Source organism: Cycloclasticus pugetii PS-1 (assembly GCF_000384415.1).
GTDB classification, from domain to species: domain Bacteria; phylum Pseudomonadota; class Gammaproteobacteria; order Methylococcales; family Cycloclasticaceae; genus Cycloclasticus; species Cycloclasticus pugetii.
This window is the reverse complement of the sequence record NZ_ARVU01000001.1, coordinates 473,184-491,684: the sequence shown is the minus strand read 5'-3', so window position 1 is coordinate 491,684 and position 18,501 is coordinate 473,184. Positions and strand designations below refer to the sequence as shown.

General features: G+C 40.7%; 14 protein-coding genes, 1 tRNA gene and 1 pseudogene. 6 read left to right on the top strand and 10 right to left on the bottom strand.

The annotated features are described in order from the left end of the window. Positions 1-137: 137 nt before the first annotated feature. From CYCPU_RS0102455 to CYCPU_RS0102430, 6 genes are read left to right on the top strand one after another with little or no spacing between them, the layout of a single operon-like run. Entirely contained in the window at positions 138-2,531 is a 2,394-nt protein-coding gene (locus CYCPU_RS0102455) for a response regulator (RefSeq protein WP_020161838.1), read from the top strand. After that, the gene (locus tag CYCPU_RS11670; RefSeq protein ID WP_051088446.1) at positions 2,521-2,928 is read left to right on the top strand and encodes a response regulator; all 408 of its coding nucleotides are present in this window, start codon (positions 2,521-2,523) and stop codon (positions 2,926-2,928) included. The genes CYCPU_RS0102455 and CYCPU_RS11670 overlap by 11 nt, the downstream gene beginning before the upstream one ends. A 23-nt stretch (positions 2,929-2,951) precedes the next feature. Next, a complete protein-coding gene (locus tag CYCPU_RS0102445) occupies positions 2,952-4,301 on the top strand; it encodes an ATP-binding response regulator (RefSeq protein WP_020161836.1) in 1,350 nt (449 codons plus the stop codon). Continuing rightward, positions 4,298-4,666, top strand: coding sequence for a response regulator (locus CYCPU_RS0102440; protein ID WP_015005294.1), 369 nt, complete (start codon positions 4,298-4,300; stop codon positions 4,664-4,666). The genes CYCPU_RS0102445 and CYCPU_RS0102440 overlap by 4 nt, the downstream gene beginning before the upstream one ends. Next, positions 4,660-7,698, top strand: a complete 3,039-nt coding sequence (locus CYCPU_RS0102435) for an EAL domain-containing protein (protein ID WP_020161835.1) — start codon at positions 4,660-4,662, stop codon at positions 7,696-7,698. Before CYCPU_RS0102440 ends, CYCPU_RS0102435 begins: the two co-directional genes overlap by 7 nt. Positions 7,699-7,747: 49 nt before the next feature. Continuing rightward, positions 7,748-8,710 carry a sensor domain-containing diguanylate cyclase gene (locus CYCPU_RS0102430; RefSeq protein ID WP_020161834.1) on the top strand — a complete coding sequence of 321 codons (963 nt, stop codon included), beginning with the start codon at positions 7,748-7,750 and terminating at the stop codon, positions 8,708-8,710. 115 nt (positions 8,711-8,825) lie between these two features. On the opposite strand, the gene CYCPU_RS0102425 is transcribed toward CYCPU_RS0102430, so the two are convergent. From CYCPU_RS0102425 to tolA, 10 genes and pseudogenes are all read right to left on the bottom strand, one after another. Then, on the bottom strand, positions 8,826-10,508 hold the full coding sequence (locus CYCPU_RS0102425; RefSeq protein WP_020161833.1) for a monovalent cation:proton antiporter-2 (CPA2) family protein: 1,683 nt from the start codon (positions 10,506-10,508) through the stop codon (positions 8,826-8,828). Positions 10,509-10,520: 12 nt separating this feature from the next. Then, positions 10,521-10,760, bottom strand: a pseudogene (locus tag CYCPU_RS12185) (Na+/H+ antiporter NhaA); the annotation flags it as partial. Between the two features lie 389 nt (positions 10,761-11,149). Beyond that, positions 11,150-12,901 (bottom strand): PHA/PHB synthase family protein, encoded by a 1,752-nt coding sequence (locus tag CYCPU_RS0102420; protein ID WP_015005291.1) that lies wholly within the window; start codon positions 12,899-12,901, stop codon positions 11,150-11,152. Positions 12,902-13,450: 549 nt separating this feature from the next. Next, positions 13,451-13,526, bottom strand: a tRNA-Lys gene (locus CYCPU_RS0102415). Positions 13,527-13,614: 88 nt separating this feature from the next. Continuing rightward, positions 13,615-14,289, bottom strand: a complete 675-nt coding sequence (gene queC / locus CYCPU_RS0102410; protein ID WP_015005290.1) for a 7-cyano-7-deazaguanine synthase QueC — start codon at positions 14,287-14,289, stop codon at positions 13,615-13,617. Between the two features lie 20 nt (positions 14,290-14,309). Further along, the gene (gene queE, locus CYCPU_RS0102405; RefSeq protein WP_015005289.1) at positions 14,310-14,957 is read right to left on the bottom strand and encodes a 7-carboxy-7-deazaguanine synthase QueE; all 648 of its coding nucleotides are present in this window, start codon (positions 14,955-14,957) and stop codon (positions 14,310-14,312) included. Between the two features lie 30 nt (positions 14,958-14,987). Continuing rightward, entirely contained in the window at positions 14,988-15,782 is a 795-nt protein-coding gene (ybgF, locus tag CYCPU_RS0102400) for a tol-pal system protein YbgF (protein WP_020161832.1), read from the bottom strand. Then, positions 15,779-16,312: a peptidoglycan-associated lipoprotein gene (locus tag CYCPU_RS0102395; protein WP_020161831.1), complete on the bottom strand. Its 534-nt coding sequence runs from the start codon at positions 16,310-16,312 to the stop codon at positions 15,779-15,781. Before CYCPU_RS0102395 ends, ybgF begins: the two co-directional genes overlap by 4 nt. Before the next feature lie 16 nt (positions 16,313-16,328). Then, positions 16,329-17,627: a Tol-Pal system beta propeller repeat protein TolB gene (tolB, locus tag CYCPU_RS0102390; protein WP_015005286.1), complete on the bottom strand. Its 1,299-nt coding sequence runs from the start codon at positions 17,625-17,627 to the stop codon at positions 16,329-16,331. A 6-nt stretch (positions 17,628-17,633) separates the two neighbouring features. Then, the gene (gene tolA, locus CYCPU_RS0102385) at positions 17,634-18,500 is read right to left on the bottom strand and encodes a cell envelope integrity protein TolA (protein WP_232228554.1); all 867 of its coding nucleotides are present in this window, start codon (positions 18,498-18,500) and stop codon (positions 17,634-17,636) included. Position 18,501 lies beyond the last annotated feature (1 nt).

Genomic DNA, 18,501 nt, shown 5'->3' with positions numbered 1-18,501 from the left:
ACAAATAAAACACTAATCAACCTAATTTGAAGACTTTATTTTATTTCAAACATCTTAAAAGTGAGGGGGAAATATATGTACAAAATAATACTATCGAGTTACAGTTAATTCATAGGTATGCTGAATAGGACTCATGGATGGATGCTCCCAAACAACCCAGCAATGAAACTCAACGTCTTGAGGCTCTAAAAAAGCTCAACATTCTTGACACGCCTGATGAAGAGCGCTTTGACCGCATAACAAACATTGCTCAGCAGTTTTTTAACGTGCCCATTGCGTTAATTAGCTTAGTGGATGAAGATCGCCAGTGGTTTAAATCCAAACAAGGCCTTTCTGTGTGTGAAACATCCCGAGAAATTTCTTTCTGCGGCCACACTATTTTACAATCCGATGTATTTGAAGTTCAAGACACCCTCTTAGATCCACGATTTAAAGACAACCCTTTAGTCACTGCAGCACCTAATATTCGGTTTTATGCAGGCACTCCCCTCCAAACAAATAGTGGTTATGCTATCGGCACATTATGCTTGATTGATTCACAACCCAAAAAACTCTCATCCACTGAAAAAAAAGTGCTAAACGATTTAGCAAACTGGGTGCAAGATGAACTGGCTCATAACGAAGCCATGGCGGCCAGCACTATTATTCGAGAAAGTGAAGCACGTTTAAATGCCATTTTAAACACCGTGGTAGATGGCATTATCACCTTAGACTCCAAAGGCACACTTGAAAGCTTCAATGCCGCCGCCACACGTATTTTCCAATACCAGCCAGAAGAAGTCATTGGCAAAAACATCACTATATTAATACCTGAGCTATATCACAATGAGCATATCGGCACCGGCCGTGAAGTAACAGGCCTTCGTAAAGATGGCAGCACCTTCCCAATGGACCTCTCTGTCAGCGAAACTGTTGTTGCTGACCGGCATTTTTATACCGGTATTATGCGTGACATTACCGAGCGTCAAGCGATCGAGAAAGAACTCTTATTAGCGAAACAGTCCGCAGAGGTAGCTAACCAAATGAAGTCTGAATTTCTTGCCAATATGTCACATGAACTACGAACACCGTTAAACGCTATTATTGGTTATAGCGAATTATTAACTGAAGATGCTCAAGACGTTGGTCTTACACAACAAGTAGCAGACTTAGAAAAAATTCACACGGCAGGCAATCACCTATTGAGCCTAATCAACGATGTGCTCGATTTAGCTAAAATTGAAGCTGGCCGCGTTGAATTGATGCCAGAAAAAATTGCTATTTCAAGACTTATTAATCAGGTCGTGACAGTCGCACAAAAGCAAATTGAAGAAAATGGAAACACCTTCAATGTTATATGCCCAGACGATCTTGGTGATTGCATTACTGACACTGTAAAGGTATGCCAAGTTCTCCTTAATTTATTGTCAAACGCAAGCAAATTCACAGAACAGGGGCAAGTAACATTGTCTGTACAAAAGGAAAACTCACAACTCATTTTTAGCGTAGAAGATACCGGTATTGGTATGACACCCGGCCAATTAGATAAAGTTTTCATCCCCTTTGTTCAAGCAGATAGTGGTACGACTCGACAATATGGTGGTACTGGGCTAGGTCTACCGATAAGCGAGGAAATCTGCCAACTAATGGGTGGTGAAATTAAGGTCAATAGCGCCAAAGGGAGCGGATCAACATTTACGGTAACGTTACCCATTGATATATCAACCCTCGTTAAAATAAAAACCTATTTAGCAGAACAACCAAAAGAAAACACTTCGCCTGAAAGTAGCCCTAAAGGCTCCATCTTAATCATTGATGATGACCCCCAAGTACACACATTATTGAGCCGACACCTTAATAAAATGCCATTTAAGATCATTACCGCTCAAGATGGCAAAGCTGGTGTTAAAAAAGCCCGTGAGCACGCCCCCTCAGTCATCATATTAGACATCATGATGCCCGAAATGAACGGCTGGACAGTTTTACAAATTTTAAAATCTGATCAGCGTACCGCACATATCCCTGTTGTCATGAGCACCTTTTTAGATGAAAAGAAAAAAGCTTTTGAATTGGGCGCAATTGACTACCTTAACAAACCTGTTAATAAAAACAATTTATTACGTGTCGTCAGTAAAGCTATTAGCAACAACAAAATGCCTGAGATATTAATTATCGAAGATGAAGTAAGCACCATAGCTAAACTGGAACAAGCCCTCGAAAATTTTGGTTGCACCATAACAAAAGCACTCAACGGTAAAGAAGGCGTTAATAAAATAAGAAACCACTTCCCCGACTTGATTCTGCTAGACCTGATGATGCCTGAAATGGATGGCTTTACATTCTTAGAAAAACTACACCAACTACCCAATACCAAAGAAATTCCCATCATCGTTATGACAGCCAAAGACCTATCCCCCGTTGAAAAAGACCTCTTAAAGACCTCGACTCAACAAATCATTACCAAAACATCACTGCTCATGAATACCGATGATGTCATTCTACAAATTATTAACCGCATCCAAACTAGTGCTCTAAAAGCCTATGACACTTAAAATTCTACTGGTGGAGGATAATGAAATGAACCGTGATATGTTGAGTAGACGCTTATATAGAAAAGGCTACCACATGATCCTTGCTGAAGATGGTCAACAAGGAGTTGAGTTAGCCCTGTCAGTATCGCCTGATGTCATTTTAATGGATATGAATTTACCGATCATTGATGGTTGGCAGGCAACTAAAACCATTCGTAAACATGAAAAGCCGCTAGGCAAGCATACGCCTATTATCGCCGTCACCTCTCATGCTATGACATCAGATCAAGAAAAAGCCATTAATGCGGGTTGCGACCACTATGAACCCAAACCCATTAACCTAGACCAACTGATTGAAAAAATAGAGCTTTTACATGCCATGTATCAATCAAAAAACGCTGAAAAAAGTTGTGATTAAACTCAGCCATAAGGCTTAAGAGTATGACCATGCAAACTATTCTAGTCGTCGATGATCTTTCAGAAAACTTGGAGTTATTGTCACGCATTTTACAACGAGAGGGGTATAAGGTCCTCAGCGCTGTGAATGGTGAAGATGCCTTAGCACAACTCACTACGTCTAACCATATTGATTTAATTATCAGCGATATTTTAATGCCCATTATGGACGGTTACGAGTTTTGCAGACAAGTTCAGCAAAATGATCGTTTTTGCTCCATCCCCTTCATTTTCTATACGGCCACGTATACCGATGAAAAAGATAAAGAGTTTGGATTAAAACTTGGCGCAAATCGCTTTCTCATCAAACCTCAAAAAACACAAGACTTATTAAACATCATCAAAGAAGAGTTAGCCAAACCGTTTAAAGTTGAAAAGAACAACATCACACCCGATGCTAAAAGCCCGCTGATAGAATCTGAACAGCAGTATTTACGGCAATACAGCAGCCGATTAGTCCATAAACTAGAAGATAAACTGCTTGAACTCGAACAAAAAAACACCGATTTAGAAGAAGAAATGGCCAAGCAATTACAACTTAAACAGCATATTGAATTACTGAACGCTGATTTAGAACGCCGTGTTGCATCACGAACCAAAGACCTGCTCAGCGCCAATCAAAAACTACTGGAAATGGACCAAATAAAAAGCATGTTCATTGCCTCTATGAGTCATGAGCTAAGAACCCCCTTAAACTCAATCATTGGTTTCACCGGCATTATGTTGCAAGGCATGAGCGGCGAGATCACCGATGAACAAGCTAAACAACTCGGCATTGTCAAAAAGAGCGCGTCTCACTTATTAACCCTGATTAATGATGTGATAGATGTCAGTAAAATAGAGTCAGGTGTTGTGTCAATTACTAACCATAATTTTGATCTAATCGAGTTAATAAAAGACGTTATCCAAATACTCTCAAAAGCCTGTTTAGACAAGCAGTTAACTATTCGATCAAACCTACCTGAAAGCTTTTCTTGTTTTAGTGATAAGCGCCGTATTAAACAAATCCTAATTAACCTACTGGATAACGCCATTAAATTCTCCAATGAGGGAGAAATCGCCATCTCACTCACTCAAAGAGAATCGTTTTTTACCGTGACTTTCTCTGACACTGGCATCGGAATCAGCGACGATGATGCCAACAAACTTTTTTTACCGTTTAGCAAACTCAACCCAACTCAAGCCAACAATCCACGAGGTAAAGGCACTGGCTTAGGGCTTTATCTTTCACAACGATTAGCTAACAAACTTGGTGGACAAATAACCATGACCAGCGAACCTAATAAAGGTAGCAACTTCTCTTTAACATTACCCATTGGAGGAGCCAGCAAATGAAAACTATTTTAATTGTCGATGATAACCCTGATAACCGTTACCTTATTACCTACATCCTAAAAAACAATGCCTTTCTAACCATTGAAGCTGTTAATGGTACACAGGCGGTTAACAAAGCGCTGGATGAGCAACCTGACTTAATCTTAATGGATATACAGCTACCTGATATGAGTGGCTTAGAAGCGACACAACAAATTAAACAATCCACACCCCATCGCCACATTCCCGTCGTTGCATTAACGTCTTATGCTCTAGATGGCGATAAGGATAAAGCCCTCAAAGCAGGGTGTTCTGGTTATATCGAAAAACCCATTAACCCAGACACTATCATCGATCAAATCCACCAAGCATTAGCGTCATGTTAGCTATAAACACCATTTTAATTGCAGAAGATATCGAAGATGATCGGTTGATGCTGATGACCCTTTTAAAAGGGCATGGCTACCAAACCGTTGGCGCAGAAAATGGTCAAGATGCGATGGATAAATTGGCTAAACAAAATTTTGACCTGATTATCAGCGATATCTTAATGCCAGAAATGGACGGGTACCGCTTTTGCCTGTCTACTAAGTCTGATGAACGCTATCAAAAGATTCCTTTTGTTTTTTATTCAGCAACCTTTACTGAAGATGTTGATGAAGCTTTAGCAAAAGAAGTTGGCGCCGATTTATTCATCGCCAAACCAACAGACCCTGAGCAATTTATCATTCAAATTAAAAATATAGTCTCACCCGTTGATAAAAAAATTCAAATAGAACCCGCTGTCTCGCGCACAAATGAAACCAATTTAACGAAGCAATACAACCAAAGCCTCTCAACCAAGCTTGCAATTCAGGCCATAGACCTTAAAGCGTCTGAAATTAAATACAAAACCTTGTTTGATACGTCTCAATCCGCCATCATCATTTGTGATGATAAAACGCTCATAGATTGCAACACAACTTCTTTAAAGCTCTTTGGCTGTCGTCACCGAGACCAGTTTATTGGCACCAAGATAACCGAATGGTCTGCCAGCACTCAACTAGACGGTTCAGATACAATCTTAACCGCTGAACGTTATATTAACTTAGCTCTTCAACAACAAAAGCAGTCTTTCGAATGGCGTTTAAAAAAGCTCAATGGCGAGCTATTTCCTGCATCCGTCGAGCTCAGCTCAATGGTTATTGATAACCAGTTACTAATCCAGGCTACCGTTCATGACATAAGCCTACGTAAACGAAATGAGCAGCAAGAAAAGCTACACAAAGAAGTACTTAGACAATTATTGGACTCTCACAATCTGTCTACCGTCATGGAGCAAATTGCCACTGGGTTAGAACATGAAATCCCAAACACTCGCTGTAGCATATTATTAGCCGACCCTAAGAACCAATTATCTCTAATAGCGGCCCCTTCAATGCCCGATAGTTACCAACAAGCTATTAGCCAAAGCTTTACAGAGTCCAGCAACTGCTTATATAAGCAAGCAATACAGCAAGGCCGGAAAGTCATAGAGCATATTCCCACCAGTAGCGAGCAGCCAACTGACTATAAAATAATGTCCGAAACAGGGTTTAATGCCTGCTGGTTAGAACCCATCGACCTCTCATCATCAGACGACACTTGCGTTATTGCTATACATTTTCGCGACAAAGCAATGCCTATGACGACTCAAAATATTGAGTTATTTTCTTTTTATGTCAAATTAATTGAAATCGCTATTCAACGATACGAAGCTAATAAGCAACTAAACCTAGCCAATGCCATTTTCCAACATTCTGTTGAGGCCATGTTGTTAATTGATAAAGACTATAAAATTATTACCGCTAACCCCTCTTTTACTACCGTGACGGGATACTCTGTTGAAGAAGTAATTGGTAAAACCCCTCATATTTTAAGATCAGGTCGGCACGATGAAAAATTTTACGACAAGATGTGGAAATCATTGGCTGATACTGGCCAATGGCAAGGGGAAGTCTGGCATAAACGGAAAAATGGCGAACATTACACAGAATGGCTAACGATAACAACTATTTACGATGATAACGGCGAGGTACTTCAGCGTGCGGCATTATTTTCAGACATTACCGAAAAGAAAAAAATGGATGAGCTGCTTATTAAACAGGCCAATCATGACAGCCTAACAAAATTGCCAAACCGCAACCTGTTAAAAACACGCATTAGTGAAGAAATAACCAAATATCATCGAACTAAAATTCCGTTTGCCGTGCTTTTTGCAGATTTAGATCATTTTAAAGAAGTTAATGACTCATTAGGACATGATCTCGGTGATTTATTATTGATTGACGCGGCAAAACGTATTTCTGAGTGTGTCCGCGAAACCGACTTGCTCGCTAGACTAGGCGGCGATGAGTTTACCATCGTTATGACGGACTTAAACAACCCGCACAGTGTAGAGCGCGTCGCTAATGCTATTATTGAATCATTAAGCCGGCCGTTTAAGCTCGATACAGAAATTGCTTATGTGTCCGCTAGCATAGGCATTGCCTTTTACCCTGATGATGGAGACAGCATCGTTGATTTATTAAGGCATGCAGACCAAGCAATGTATTACGCAAAAGCTCAGGGGAAAGGTCGTTTTTGTTACTTCACCAAAACCATGCAAGAAAATGCAAATTATCGGGCCTCTATTTTAAATGACCTACGTACTGCATTACCGTCAAATCAGTTAGAGCTCTATTATCAGCCCATTATCTCGCTAAAAACTAACACTGTTATAAAAGCAGAAGCCTTATTACGCTGGAATCACCCACAAAGAGACATTATTAGTCCGCTACAGTTTATCCCTATTGCAGAAGAGTCTGGCCTAATCATAGATATTGGCGATTGGGTGTTTCAACAGGCGTTAGCCCAACTAAAGCATTGGCGTCAACATTTTCAAGCTGACTTCCAAGTGAGTATTAACAAATCGCCTGTGCAGTTTAAATCACTCAGTCAACACGCCGATTGGATGGACACCTTAAGTCGAGCATCAAACTACCCAGAACCTGGCTTAGTCGTTGAAATCACCGAAAGTCTATTACTCCAAGAAGACCCAAACATAATGTTGCAATTTAAACAAATGCAGCATAACGGCGTAAAACTGTCCCTAGATGACTTTGGAACCGGTTACTCATCACTGTCCTATTTAAATAAATTTGGCTTTGACTTCTTAAAAATAGACAAATCCTTTACCCAAGAAATTGTTGAAAACAGTGACAAACGTGAGTTATGTAATGCCATTATTGTTATGGCTCACGCCCTCGGTATAGAAGTTGTCGCAGAAGGTATTGAAACATTAGCACAACAAGACTTATTAAGTGAAATGGGCTGTGACTATGGTCAAGGCTACCTTTACTCTAAACCTGTGCCCGTTAAAAAGTTTGAACAAATCCTACAAAATGGTCTAGTAAAGTAGACACTAACACCTATACTCTATAAAGATACCTTAAACTAAAGAGGGTTTAATGGAAAAACCAATCATTCCGGATAATGAGCAAAGCCGTCTCAAAGCACTTCATTCACTCAATGTCTTAGACACCCCGCCAGAAGAGCGGTTTGACCGTTTAACACGCCTAGCTAAACGCATGTTTAATGTTCCCATTGCTCTGGTCAGCCTTGTAGATGAAAACCGTCAATGGTTCAAATCTTGTGTTGGCCTTAGTGTCTGTGAAACACCCCGAGATATTTCGTTTTGTGGGCATACTATTTTGGGTAATGACATTTTCATCGTCCCTGACACACTGGTTGACCCACGTTTTGCAGATAACCCACTCGTGCTAAATGACCCGTTCATTCGTTTCTATGCTGGTTGCCCACTAAGGCACTTAGACGGCAGTATGTTGGGCACGTTATGTATTATTGATCAAGAGCCCAGAGATATTAGTCAAGAAGACTTAGATATCTTGAATGATCTTGCTGACCTTGCATCACGCGAACTGATGGCTATCGAACTAGCAACGCTTGATGAACTCACAAAAATATCTAACCGAAGAGGCTTTATTAAATTAGCTGAACATAGTCTAACAATATGCACCCGCCAAAATATTCCTGTTTCGATTGCTTTTCTAGACCTCAATAGTTTTAAACCCATTAATGATACATTTGGACATGCTGAAGGAGACACTGCGCTAATTGCCTTTGCTGAATTAATGAAAAAATCATTCAGGAAGTCTGACGTGTTTGCACGGATAGGAGGTGATGAATTCGCTATTTTATTAACTGACACCTTCGCTCAACCTGCCGAAAAAACAATGGCCCGTTTTCGTCGTGCTCTAAGGCTATACAATAAAACAGCCAATCGTGGTTATAACATTGAATTCAGTGAAGGTATAATCCCCATTAATCTAGAACAAACCCCATCAATAGAGTCTTTATTAAACCAAGCCGACTCATTAATGTACCAACAAAAAAATACGTCCCGTAAATAACTAAACTAAAAAAAATAAACCATAGAAGTACCGCTACTGAAAATAAAACTTTTTTATTCTCACAAAAGTTTTATTTTAGGTGATTGATAGCGCTGTTCAATCTAAACAAACCTAGCTAGTATTTCTTCGCTAGTTTTATTTGCTCATAATAATGTTTAGCGTAGTTGGTCAGAATACTTTTCTTTTCTTTTTCCGCTACCTTTAATGAAGTTAACCCCATCCCAGCCAATTCAATGCTCGCTTCTATGGTGTCTGATACAGCTGCTGAGGCCCCTACTTCTAATAACTGGGTACACTCTAATGAATTGCCGCCCCTAACGTAAATCGCTAAATCTGGGTAAGTTTGCCGTAAAGACCCAACAATTAATTTTGATGTTTCCATATCATTAACCGTCACAATGACTATGCGCGAATCTCCGACACCAACTGAATCAAGCAATCCTTTATTACAAACATCTCCATAATAGACCGGAAGGTTATTCGCTTGAGATTTTCGAACAATATTAGGGTCGATATCAATAGCAACAAAGGGCTTTCCCGCTAACTTTAGAATATCTCCTATCCGATGCCCAACACGACCAAAACCCGCTAGTATTATTGGCGATGATTTAGGCACTTCGGAAGGGTTTATTCCTATCAATTTCTTCTTCGTCACCACCTTTCTTGCACATTCGGCCAATATTGGCGTGACTAATAAACTAATTAAGATCACTAATAACAGTTGTTGATGAAGGGCCGGCGCTAAAATGCCTGAGTCTAGTGATAAGGAAAACAGCACCAATGCAAATTCACCACTTTGAGCCAAAACCAATGAAACCGCTAAGCTTTTCCCCTTACTTAAACCAAACATATAAGTTAATGGGAATAAAATCAGTATTTTAATACCAATCAATAACGCAACTAGCCCCATTGAAAGCAACGGCTGATCAATCAGCAAACCAAGGTTTAATGACATCCCCATTGTCATAAAAAACAACCCCAATAGCAGCCCTCTAAACGGTTTAATTTCAGAAATAACCTGATGTTTATAGGAGGAATCAGACATCAGCATACCAACTATAAACGCGCCCATCGCCATTGATAAGCCAACCTTCTCGGCAATCAACGACACACCAAGAACAACCAATATAGCTGACGCCGTAAACACTTCTGGAATTTTTGTTAACGCAATCCGATGAAGAACAGGGTGTAAAAAATAGCGCCCAAATAAAATCACCATCAACAGAGTAAATACAGACTCTGCCAGCGCTAAACCAATATCATCCCCCATACTTATTTCTGACACGCCTAAAAGACTGACCAATGCCAGTAACGGCACAACGGCCAAATCCTGAAGAAGGAGAATCGAAAATGATGTTCTACCGTATGTTGATTTCAACAAACGTTGTTCACTTAAAAGTTGCAAAACAAAAGCTGTTGATGACAGCGCTAATGCCGGACCAATAATAGCTGCTGCTTGTAATGGAACTTCAAAAACATAGTAACTCACTGCAACAAGGACCAAGCCTGTTATCAGCACTTGGAGCGTACCTAAACCAAAAACCATTCGTTTCATCTGCCAGAGTCGCGACGGCTTAAGCTCAATCCCAATCACAAATAAAAGAAAGGCTATGCCTATTTCAGCAAAGTGACGGATTTCAGATAGATTATGAATGAGCCCTAGGCCGGATGGACCAACAGCTAAACCTGCAATCAAAAAGCCAGGAACAGCACCCAGTTTTAACGTTTGGCATATCGGCACCACCGCTACGGCAGCCACCAGTAGAATAATTAAATCTTCAAGATAACCCGATGACATATCTCTACCCTTCTAAGTAGACTGTTTTCTGCAACAATTAAGGATCCAGTAACCAAAAACTCCCGATGCAAAGGAACCCAACAAGATAGCTAGTTTATCAGTATATTGAAACAAGCTGGCATCGGTGGAGGTTAGAGAGACAATAAACAAGCTCATCATGAAACCTATACCAGTCAGAATAGAGACTCCATATAATTGCATCCAATTACTTCCACTAGATAGTGCCTTTAATTTTAACTTAATGGCTAACCAACTAAAACCAAAAAAAAACTAATTGCTTACCTAAAAACAAACCCAGCATGATGCCAACAGTTACTGAGCCAGCCTTTGGTTTAGAGATATATCACCCGCATTAAAAAATGCAAATAAATGTAAGATGAGAAAAACCACCCCACCAACCGCGCCAATAACCTCGAAACCACCTCTTTGGCAGTTATCGTATATAAAGCTACATTAACTTTACTAACATCGGCTTTTAATATTGTTTTAGCTTCACTTAAATGATGATATACACTTAGTATCCGCAAGTTCTGCTTCCAACACCTCCGTGTTAATAGCCAGCCCATCTACATAACAATCTTTGTTTGACCTTAAGTTCTCTTCAAGCCTAGTGAGTATTTTTATTTGATCTGATCAAACACTTAATGTTCTAAAACATAATGTCCTGGAGCATCTATCAAGCTTTTAGCCACGCTACCCTTTATACCCATTTTTGGTGGTGCGACCTTTTCCGCCTCATTTTTACTGACCAACCAGCGCTCCCATTCCAACCACCATGAACCTTCTTTAACACCTGTTGACTCCAACCATTTATCAGGTGAAAGGTACTTATCACTTTTTTTCTTTAATGAAACACGGTAATGACGGTTTGGGTGACCAGGCTGACTAATGATCCCTGCATTATGTCCACCACTAGTCAGTAAAAAGGTCACTTCTGTACGCGTTAAGTGTTTGATTTTGTATACTGATTTCCATGGTGCCACATGGTCCTTCTCCGCTCCTACAACAAAGAGCGGACAATCAATATCCCCTAAAGAAACAGGTTTACCATGGACCTTGTAACGATGTTCTGAAAAATCATTATTCATGAAAAGCTGTTCAAGATACTCAGAGTGCATTTTGTAAGGCATTCTTGTTGCATCGCTATTCCAAGCCATTAAGTCATTCATTGGTGCGCGTTGCCCCAACAAATAATCATGTAATACCCTTGACCAGATTAAATCATTGGAGCGCAATAACTGGAATGCTCCCTTCATCTGTTTTGTATCTAGGTAACCTTGTTCCCACATCATATCCTCTAAGTAAGCAACCTGACTGTGGTCAATAAAAAGCATTAACTCTCCAGCCTCAGAGAAATCAGTCTGTGCAGCAAATAACGTAATTGAACCAATGATACTGTTATCTTCTTTAGCCAATGCTGCGGCAACCAATGTTAATAAGGTCCCTCCTAAACAATAACCAACTGTATGAATTTTTTTATTCGGTATCACTGATGAAACTTGCTCTAATGCATGCCCTACACCCAAGTCTATATAATTTTCTAGTGTTAAATCACGATCTTCCTCTGTTGGGTTCTTCCAAGAAATCATAAAAACCGTATACCCATTATCGACCAAGAACTTAACCATTGAATTATGTTCAGATAAATCCATGATGTAGTACTTCATAATCCAAGCTGGCACAAAAAGAATCGGCTCCGCATAAACCTTGTCAGTCGTCGGGCTATATTGAATCAATTCAATCAAGTGATTGCTATACACAACCTTCCCTGGCGTTGTGGCTAGGTTTTCCCCTATTTTGAATGCTTCAATACCGACAGGGCCTTCACCCCTGCTACTTCGTCCCCAATCTTCCAAGAGGTTTTGCATTCCCCTTACTAAGTTTTGCCCCCCTTCTTGTTCGGTGACCTTTAATAAATCCGGGTTTGTCAGCAAAAAATTTGAGGGAGAGATCACATCCAGCAACTGGCGTGTCGTAAACGAAACAACATTCTCATGATGCTTAGAAACACCATTAACACCCGTTATCGCGTTGTGCCACCACTGCTGAGTCAATAAAAATGACTGAGCATAAAGTGAAAACGGTAATCTCTTCCATGCATCTGATTCAAAGCGCTTATCTTGTGGCAACGGTTCTATACAACGCTGGTTGTCCACATCATTTCCAAGGTGAGTCAAACACTTAACAACATAACTCAAAAAGCGGCTATTTTTTTTCATCGCTTTTTTAATCAGCTCGCCTTGTTTCCCAGGCGAATTAGCCAAATGTATAGCCCAATCGATATAAGCTAACATCATTGATGTTGGTGAAATCCCCGCCGTTATTTTTCCTTCAGCAGCGTGAATAATACGGTCTAACGTGTTAACACTTTTACTAGGGTCTCTATGTTCCATAATGACTCCTTGCCTTTATAATCAATTAAATATCCATTTCCACACTAATGTAAAGAGAATATAACGATTTAATAAGGTCTACTTAATACATTTGATATTTAACTAACCACCGTGCTGTAATCAGTGAAAGTAAGGCGATAACCAGCATTGGCCAATACTTTGTCCATAACAATGCAAGTTCTACTCCTTTCATAAAAACAGATCTGATCATAATTAAAAATAACGCAAAGGATCAAGCTAAGTTAAATACTGCACAGCATCTGGCCTATTCGATATAAGTGTTACAAACCCAGATAAAATAACAGCGGTAGCAAAAAAAGAAACAGCCCAAGATAAAGTGCTATCGAACTACCTCGTTGTACTATCGGTAATCGGTAAACAGTAATATTTTGGTCTCGTACAAAGCCGCGCATCAAATCTAAAATGCTGGAGATCCAGTCAAAGAGTACTGGATCACAATGTGTCTGGTTGGCGTGTTGAGTTTAAGCAGCATACCCAACCTACGGGCACAAAAAAACCGACGATTATGTCGGCTTTTTTTGATTAGGATGGTGGGTCGTGCGCGATTCGAACGCGCGACCATCGCATTAAAAGTGCGGTGCTCTACCAGCTGAGCTAACGACCCTCCAAGAGGCGAGAATGATACCGGATTGACGCAAAAAGGCAAGTCGAATGTAGTGTTTAAATGTTACTTTTAAGACTAATATTAATATTTAGTGCTGATATCGTGTCGGGTCTTGTACTTTTGCTTTTTCAAAGCCTTGTTGACGTAAGCGGCAAGACTCACATTCTCCGCATGCTTCACCTTTAGTATTAGCCTGATAACATGAGACTGTTTCACTGTAATCAACGTTTAAGGCTTCACCCTTTTGGATTATTTGTGCTTTGCTAAGGTTAATGAGCGGTGTATGTATTTTAAAGCCACCTTCTTCCACACCTGCCTTAGTCGCTAAATTGGCTAAGTTTTCAAATGCGTTAATAAACTCCTGTCGACAATCGGGGTAACCTGAATAATCCACCGCATTAACACCTATAAAAATATCCCATGCCGAAAGAACTTCGGCCCACCCTAGTGCGATTGACAAAAATACAGTGTTTCTAGCTGGCACGTAAGTGACGGGAATTCCCGTTGCTTTTTCGGTTGGAACGTTTATTTCGTCGTCTGTTAACGCAGAACCACCAAACTCTCCCATCCCTAATTCAATGATTTTATGCTCTTGCACATCATAAATTTTGGCGAGTCGACTAGCCGCTTCTAATTCTGAGTCATGGCGTTGCCCATAGTCAAAACTAAGCGCATAACACTCATAGCCTTGCGACTTGGCAATAGCCAATACAGTAGCCGAATCAAGACCTCCTGACACTAATATAACTGCTTTTTTTAACATTCTGAACCGTATATAACTGTCTACTTACCGGGCTCATCGCCCCATAGGTATTTATGTAATTGAATTTGAAATCTGACTGGTAATTTATCAGTTAATACCCAGTTAGCAAGGTCGCTTGCTTTCAGCTCACCCTGCACCGGTGAAAACAGTACCTCACATTTATCACTTAAGGCATATTCTTGCAGGTGTTGTTTCGACCATTGAAAATCGTCTCTATCACAAATGACATATTTCACTTGATCTTGTTTTGTTAAACAATCGTAATTTTCATGGCGATTTTTAGCCATTTCACCAGATGCCGGTGTTTTCACATCTAACACTTTAATAACCCGCGGATCAACGCCGGACACATCTAAGGCACCGCTAGTTTCCAGCGAAACATGATAACCAGCATCGCACAGCGTTTTCATCAGCTCATGTACCCTTTTCTGAGCCAACGGTTCGCCACCAGTAACATTAATATAGTGCGCACCCAATTCATTCACTTGTTGCACAATCTCATCAATACTCCGCGTTTCCCCACCATAAAAAGCATACTCTGTATCACAATAGCCACACCGTAAGGGACAACCTGTTAAACGAATAAAGGTTGTCGGCAGGCCTACTGTTTTCCCTTCGCCTTGAAGTGAGTAGAAAATTTCAGTAATCCGAAGAGTATCTTTGGGCATAGCGATTAAAACTAGAAATTAAGAAGTTGTTTAATGCTTTTCTTGACGCATACGTTCAAGTCTTTTCTGTGCAAGGCTTGAAACCGTTGTATCAGGATAAGAAGCGATGACCTTTCCTAGTGTTTCACGGGCTTGCTGCCACTGTTTATTCTCATATTGAATAAAGCCTATTTTTAACATCGCGTCTTTAGCTTTTGAGTGAGCTGGGTATTGCGAAACAACTTTAGTAAACTCGTCTAGTGCGCGCTTAAAGTTTCGGCTAACGTAGCTAGCTTCACCCAACCAATACAAAGCATTGGGTATATAAACACTGGTTGGAAACGTGGTAACAAACTGAGAAAAATCAGCAATTGATTGCTGATAATCGCCTGATTTCAAACTTGAAAACGCTTCGTCGTATGCAACCTTATCTTGCCCACTGCTTACTTTCGTTTGCGAAGGTGCTGAAGGGCTGCTTTGAGCCGATATACCACTATTTACTGCCTGTGCTAGCGAACCCGATGATGCAGTGATTGAGGCTGATGAATTACCCGATTCTAATTGTGCGATTCGACCATCTATATCCAAATATAAATCACGCTGACGCTTCTTTAATGTTTCGATCAGGTAATTTTGTTCTTCAATCTGACCACGCATTTGCTGAACTTCACGTTGCAATTGTTCCAATCGGTTATACATTCCCAGCATACTTGAAGCTGATGCTTGCTGTGCAGGAGATGCTATTACGCGACCACTTCCATCAACAACTGGCGGTAGGGCTGCCGAAGCAGCCCCACTGACAACTAGAAGAGCAGCAAACTGCCCTAATATTTTTTTACTGATCAATGCGCTGGGTAAATAAGTTCAACGCGACGATTTAAACGCCAAGCCGATTCATCATGCCCGATAGCAACTGGTTTTTCTTCTCCAAGTGCTACTGCTTCTGTTTGGCTTTCGCCAGCACCTTGGAGTGACAATAAGTTTTGTACTGTTTTTGCACGTTTTTCACTAAGCGCAACATTGTATTCGCGTGTACCACGCTCATCAGCATGCCCTTCAACAATCACTGACACGCCTACATTAGCTGCTAAATAAGCACCATGAGCGGCCAAAACAGCTTCATATTGTGGTTCTACTGCACTGCTATCGAATGCGAAATAAATAACCTTTGTTGACAAAGGACTTGCTGGGTTATCAAGCGGATGGCCTGAAAAGCTACTTCCATCACTTACGCCCGAAGTACTTGCACCGCCAGTTGATACACCATTAACTCCATCGCTAGTTCCCGTAGCAACATCATCGCCACCAAACATGCTACATCCTGCCAACGCTGTTGAAAGCAAAAGACCCATTACTACATTTTTATACATTTTCATTTTATTCCTCAATTTACTATTTAAAAGGTGACCAGGCTGGCTCTCTAACTTCACCCTCTTGCAGGCGAAGTTTTTGTCGTACTTTACCGTCAGATGATACCGCAGCCAATATCGATTTCAAGCCATCATTCGTTGAATATAGAATCATACTACCATTAGGCGCATAACTGGGTGATTCATCTAAGCTTCCATTAGTAAGAATATTGGTAAAACCTGATTTTAAATCCAGCGTTGCTATGCGGTACTGGCCATTAACCCGATGTACCATGACGATATATTTTCCATCTGGCGAATAACTGGCTCTGGCATTATACGACCCCTCGAATGTTACGCGAGCGGCTTGGCCACCACTAGCCGATATGCGATAAATTTGCGGCTTCCCACCTCGGTCAGAGGTAAAAATAATGTGCCGCCCATCAGGTGACCAATCAGGCTCAGTATCAATTGCATAACTTCTGGTTAAACGACGAAATGAGCGAGTAATCACATTATAAATATAAATATCAGCGCTGCCATCTTTCGAAAGAGTTAACGCTAATTGGCTGCCGTCTGGCGACCAAGAAGGGGCGCCATTAATCCCTTTGAACGAGCGCAGTTTTTCACGCTGACCGGTTCGTAATGTTTGCGTATAAATAGAGGACCGCCGTCCTTCATACGACACATAAGAAATTTTATCTCCTCTTGGTGACCAAGAAGGCGACATTAACGGTTCAGTTGAAGTAACAATGGTCTTTGCACCGTATCCGTCTGCATCCGCGACTTGAATTTTATACTCCTGCTTTCCATTAGCCCCCATCATTGATGTGACATATGCCATGCGTGTACTAAAGGCACCTTGTTGACCAGTTAAATTTTCGTAAATCAAATCACTGATACGGTGCGCGACACCACGTAAATTAGCTGTGTTAGCAGGAATACTAAACCCCGTTAATTGCTCGCCTTTATATACGTCAAATAGCTGAAACTGCACCGTCAACATGCCATTTGCGGTGGGTGTCACCCTACCAATTACTAAATTGTCTTGCCCCAGCGATTGCCAATTACGAAAATTAACCTGCTCTGCTGATGATGGTTTATTCAACATATCTGTCCGGGGCAGGGGTTTAAATCGACCGCTGCGCGCTAAATCATCACTAACTATCTGAGCAATATCAACCGGCAAACCTCCGATGACTTGTTCACTTGAAAAAGGCACAATCACAATCGGCTGGGCAGATGAAACACCTTGCGTTATTTCAATTCTTAAGGCTTCGCTCATCGCCGAAAAAGTTACAAAAGCACTTAAAAATAAAACCGTTTTAATCATTTTTTGCATTCTTTATTAATCTCCTGGCCTAAAGTAAAACTCAAGCGTTCTAAAAAAATTGAACATCTTAGGGTCATTGGGCAATGGTAAAGGCGCGGCTTTTCTTGTTGCTCGCTCAACCGAACGATCAAAAAGTGCGTTACCACTGGATTTTATCACCTGCGCATCAATCACATCCCCACCTGGAATTAAGCGAACACGAACCACGCAATCTAAGCCGGTAATATCTCCAGGCGGTTGAATCCAGTTTCGTTCTACTTTCTGCCTAATCAAATCAGTATAGCTCGCAACGGCTTCTTGCGCTCTAATCTCCTGCTCTTCTTGAGCTGCCAACTCGCGCAATGCTTGCTCTCTTTGAGCCTGCTCTTTTGCTGCTTTCTCTTTTGCTGCTTTCTCTTTTGCTGCTTTTAATTTTTCGGCTTTTTCACGAGCCAGACGCTCTCTCTTCTTTTTTTCATCCGCCCGTTTCTTTTTTTCTGCGGCTTCAGCTTTTTTCTTTGCTAATAGATTTTTCTCTTTCAACTTCGCTTGTCTGGCGGCTTCGTCGGCTTTTTGTTTAGCGAGCTTCTGTTTTTGTAGTTCTTGCTGTTTTTTCAAATCAGCTATTCTTTTTTCTTCCGCTAACCTTTTCTTTTTAATCTCATTTAAACGTGCCTGCTCTTGTAGACGCTTTTTGTTTTCTATATTTTTAAGCTTTTCCGCCTCGGCTTTAATCTTAGACTCATCAATAACGGTTGCTTTTACAACATTAACTGTTGGTTTTGGATTAATTTTTTTCTCACTAAAAATGTCAGCACTAAACATAAAGAATGCCACTAGCAGCAAATGAAAAACAACAGACAATATGACCGCAACTGGATATTTTTTAAATAAATCCATCATC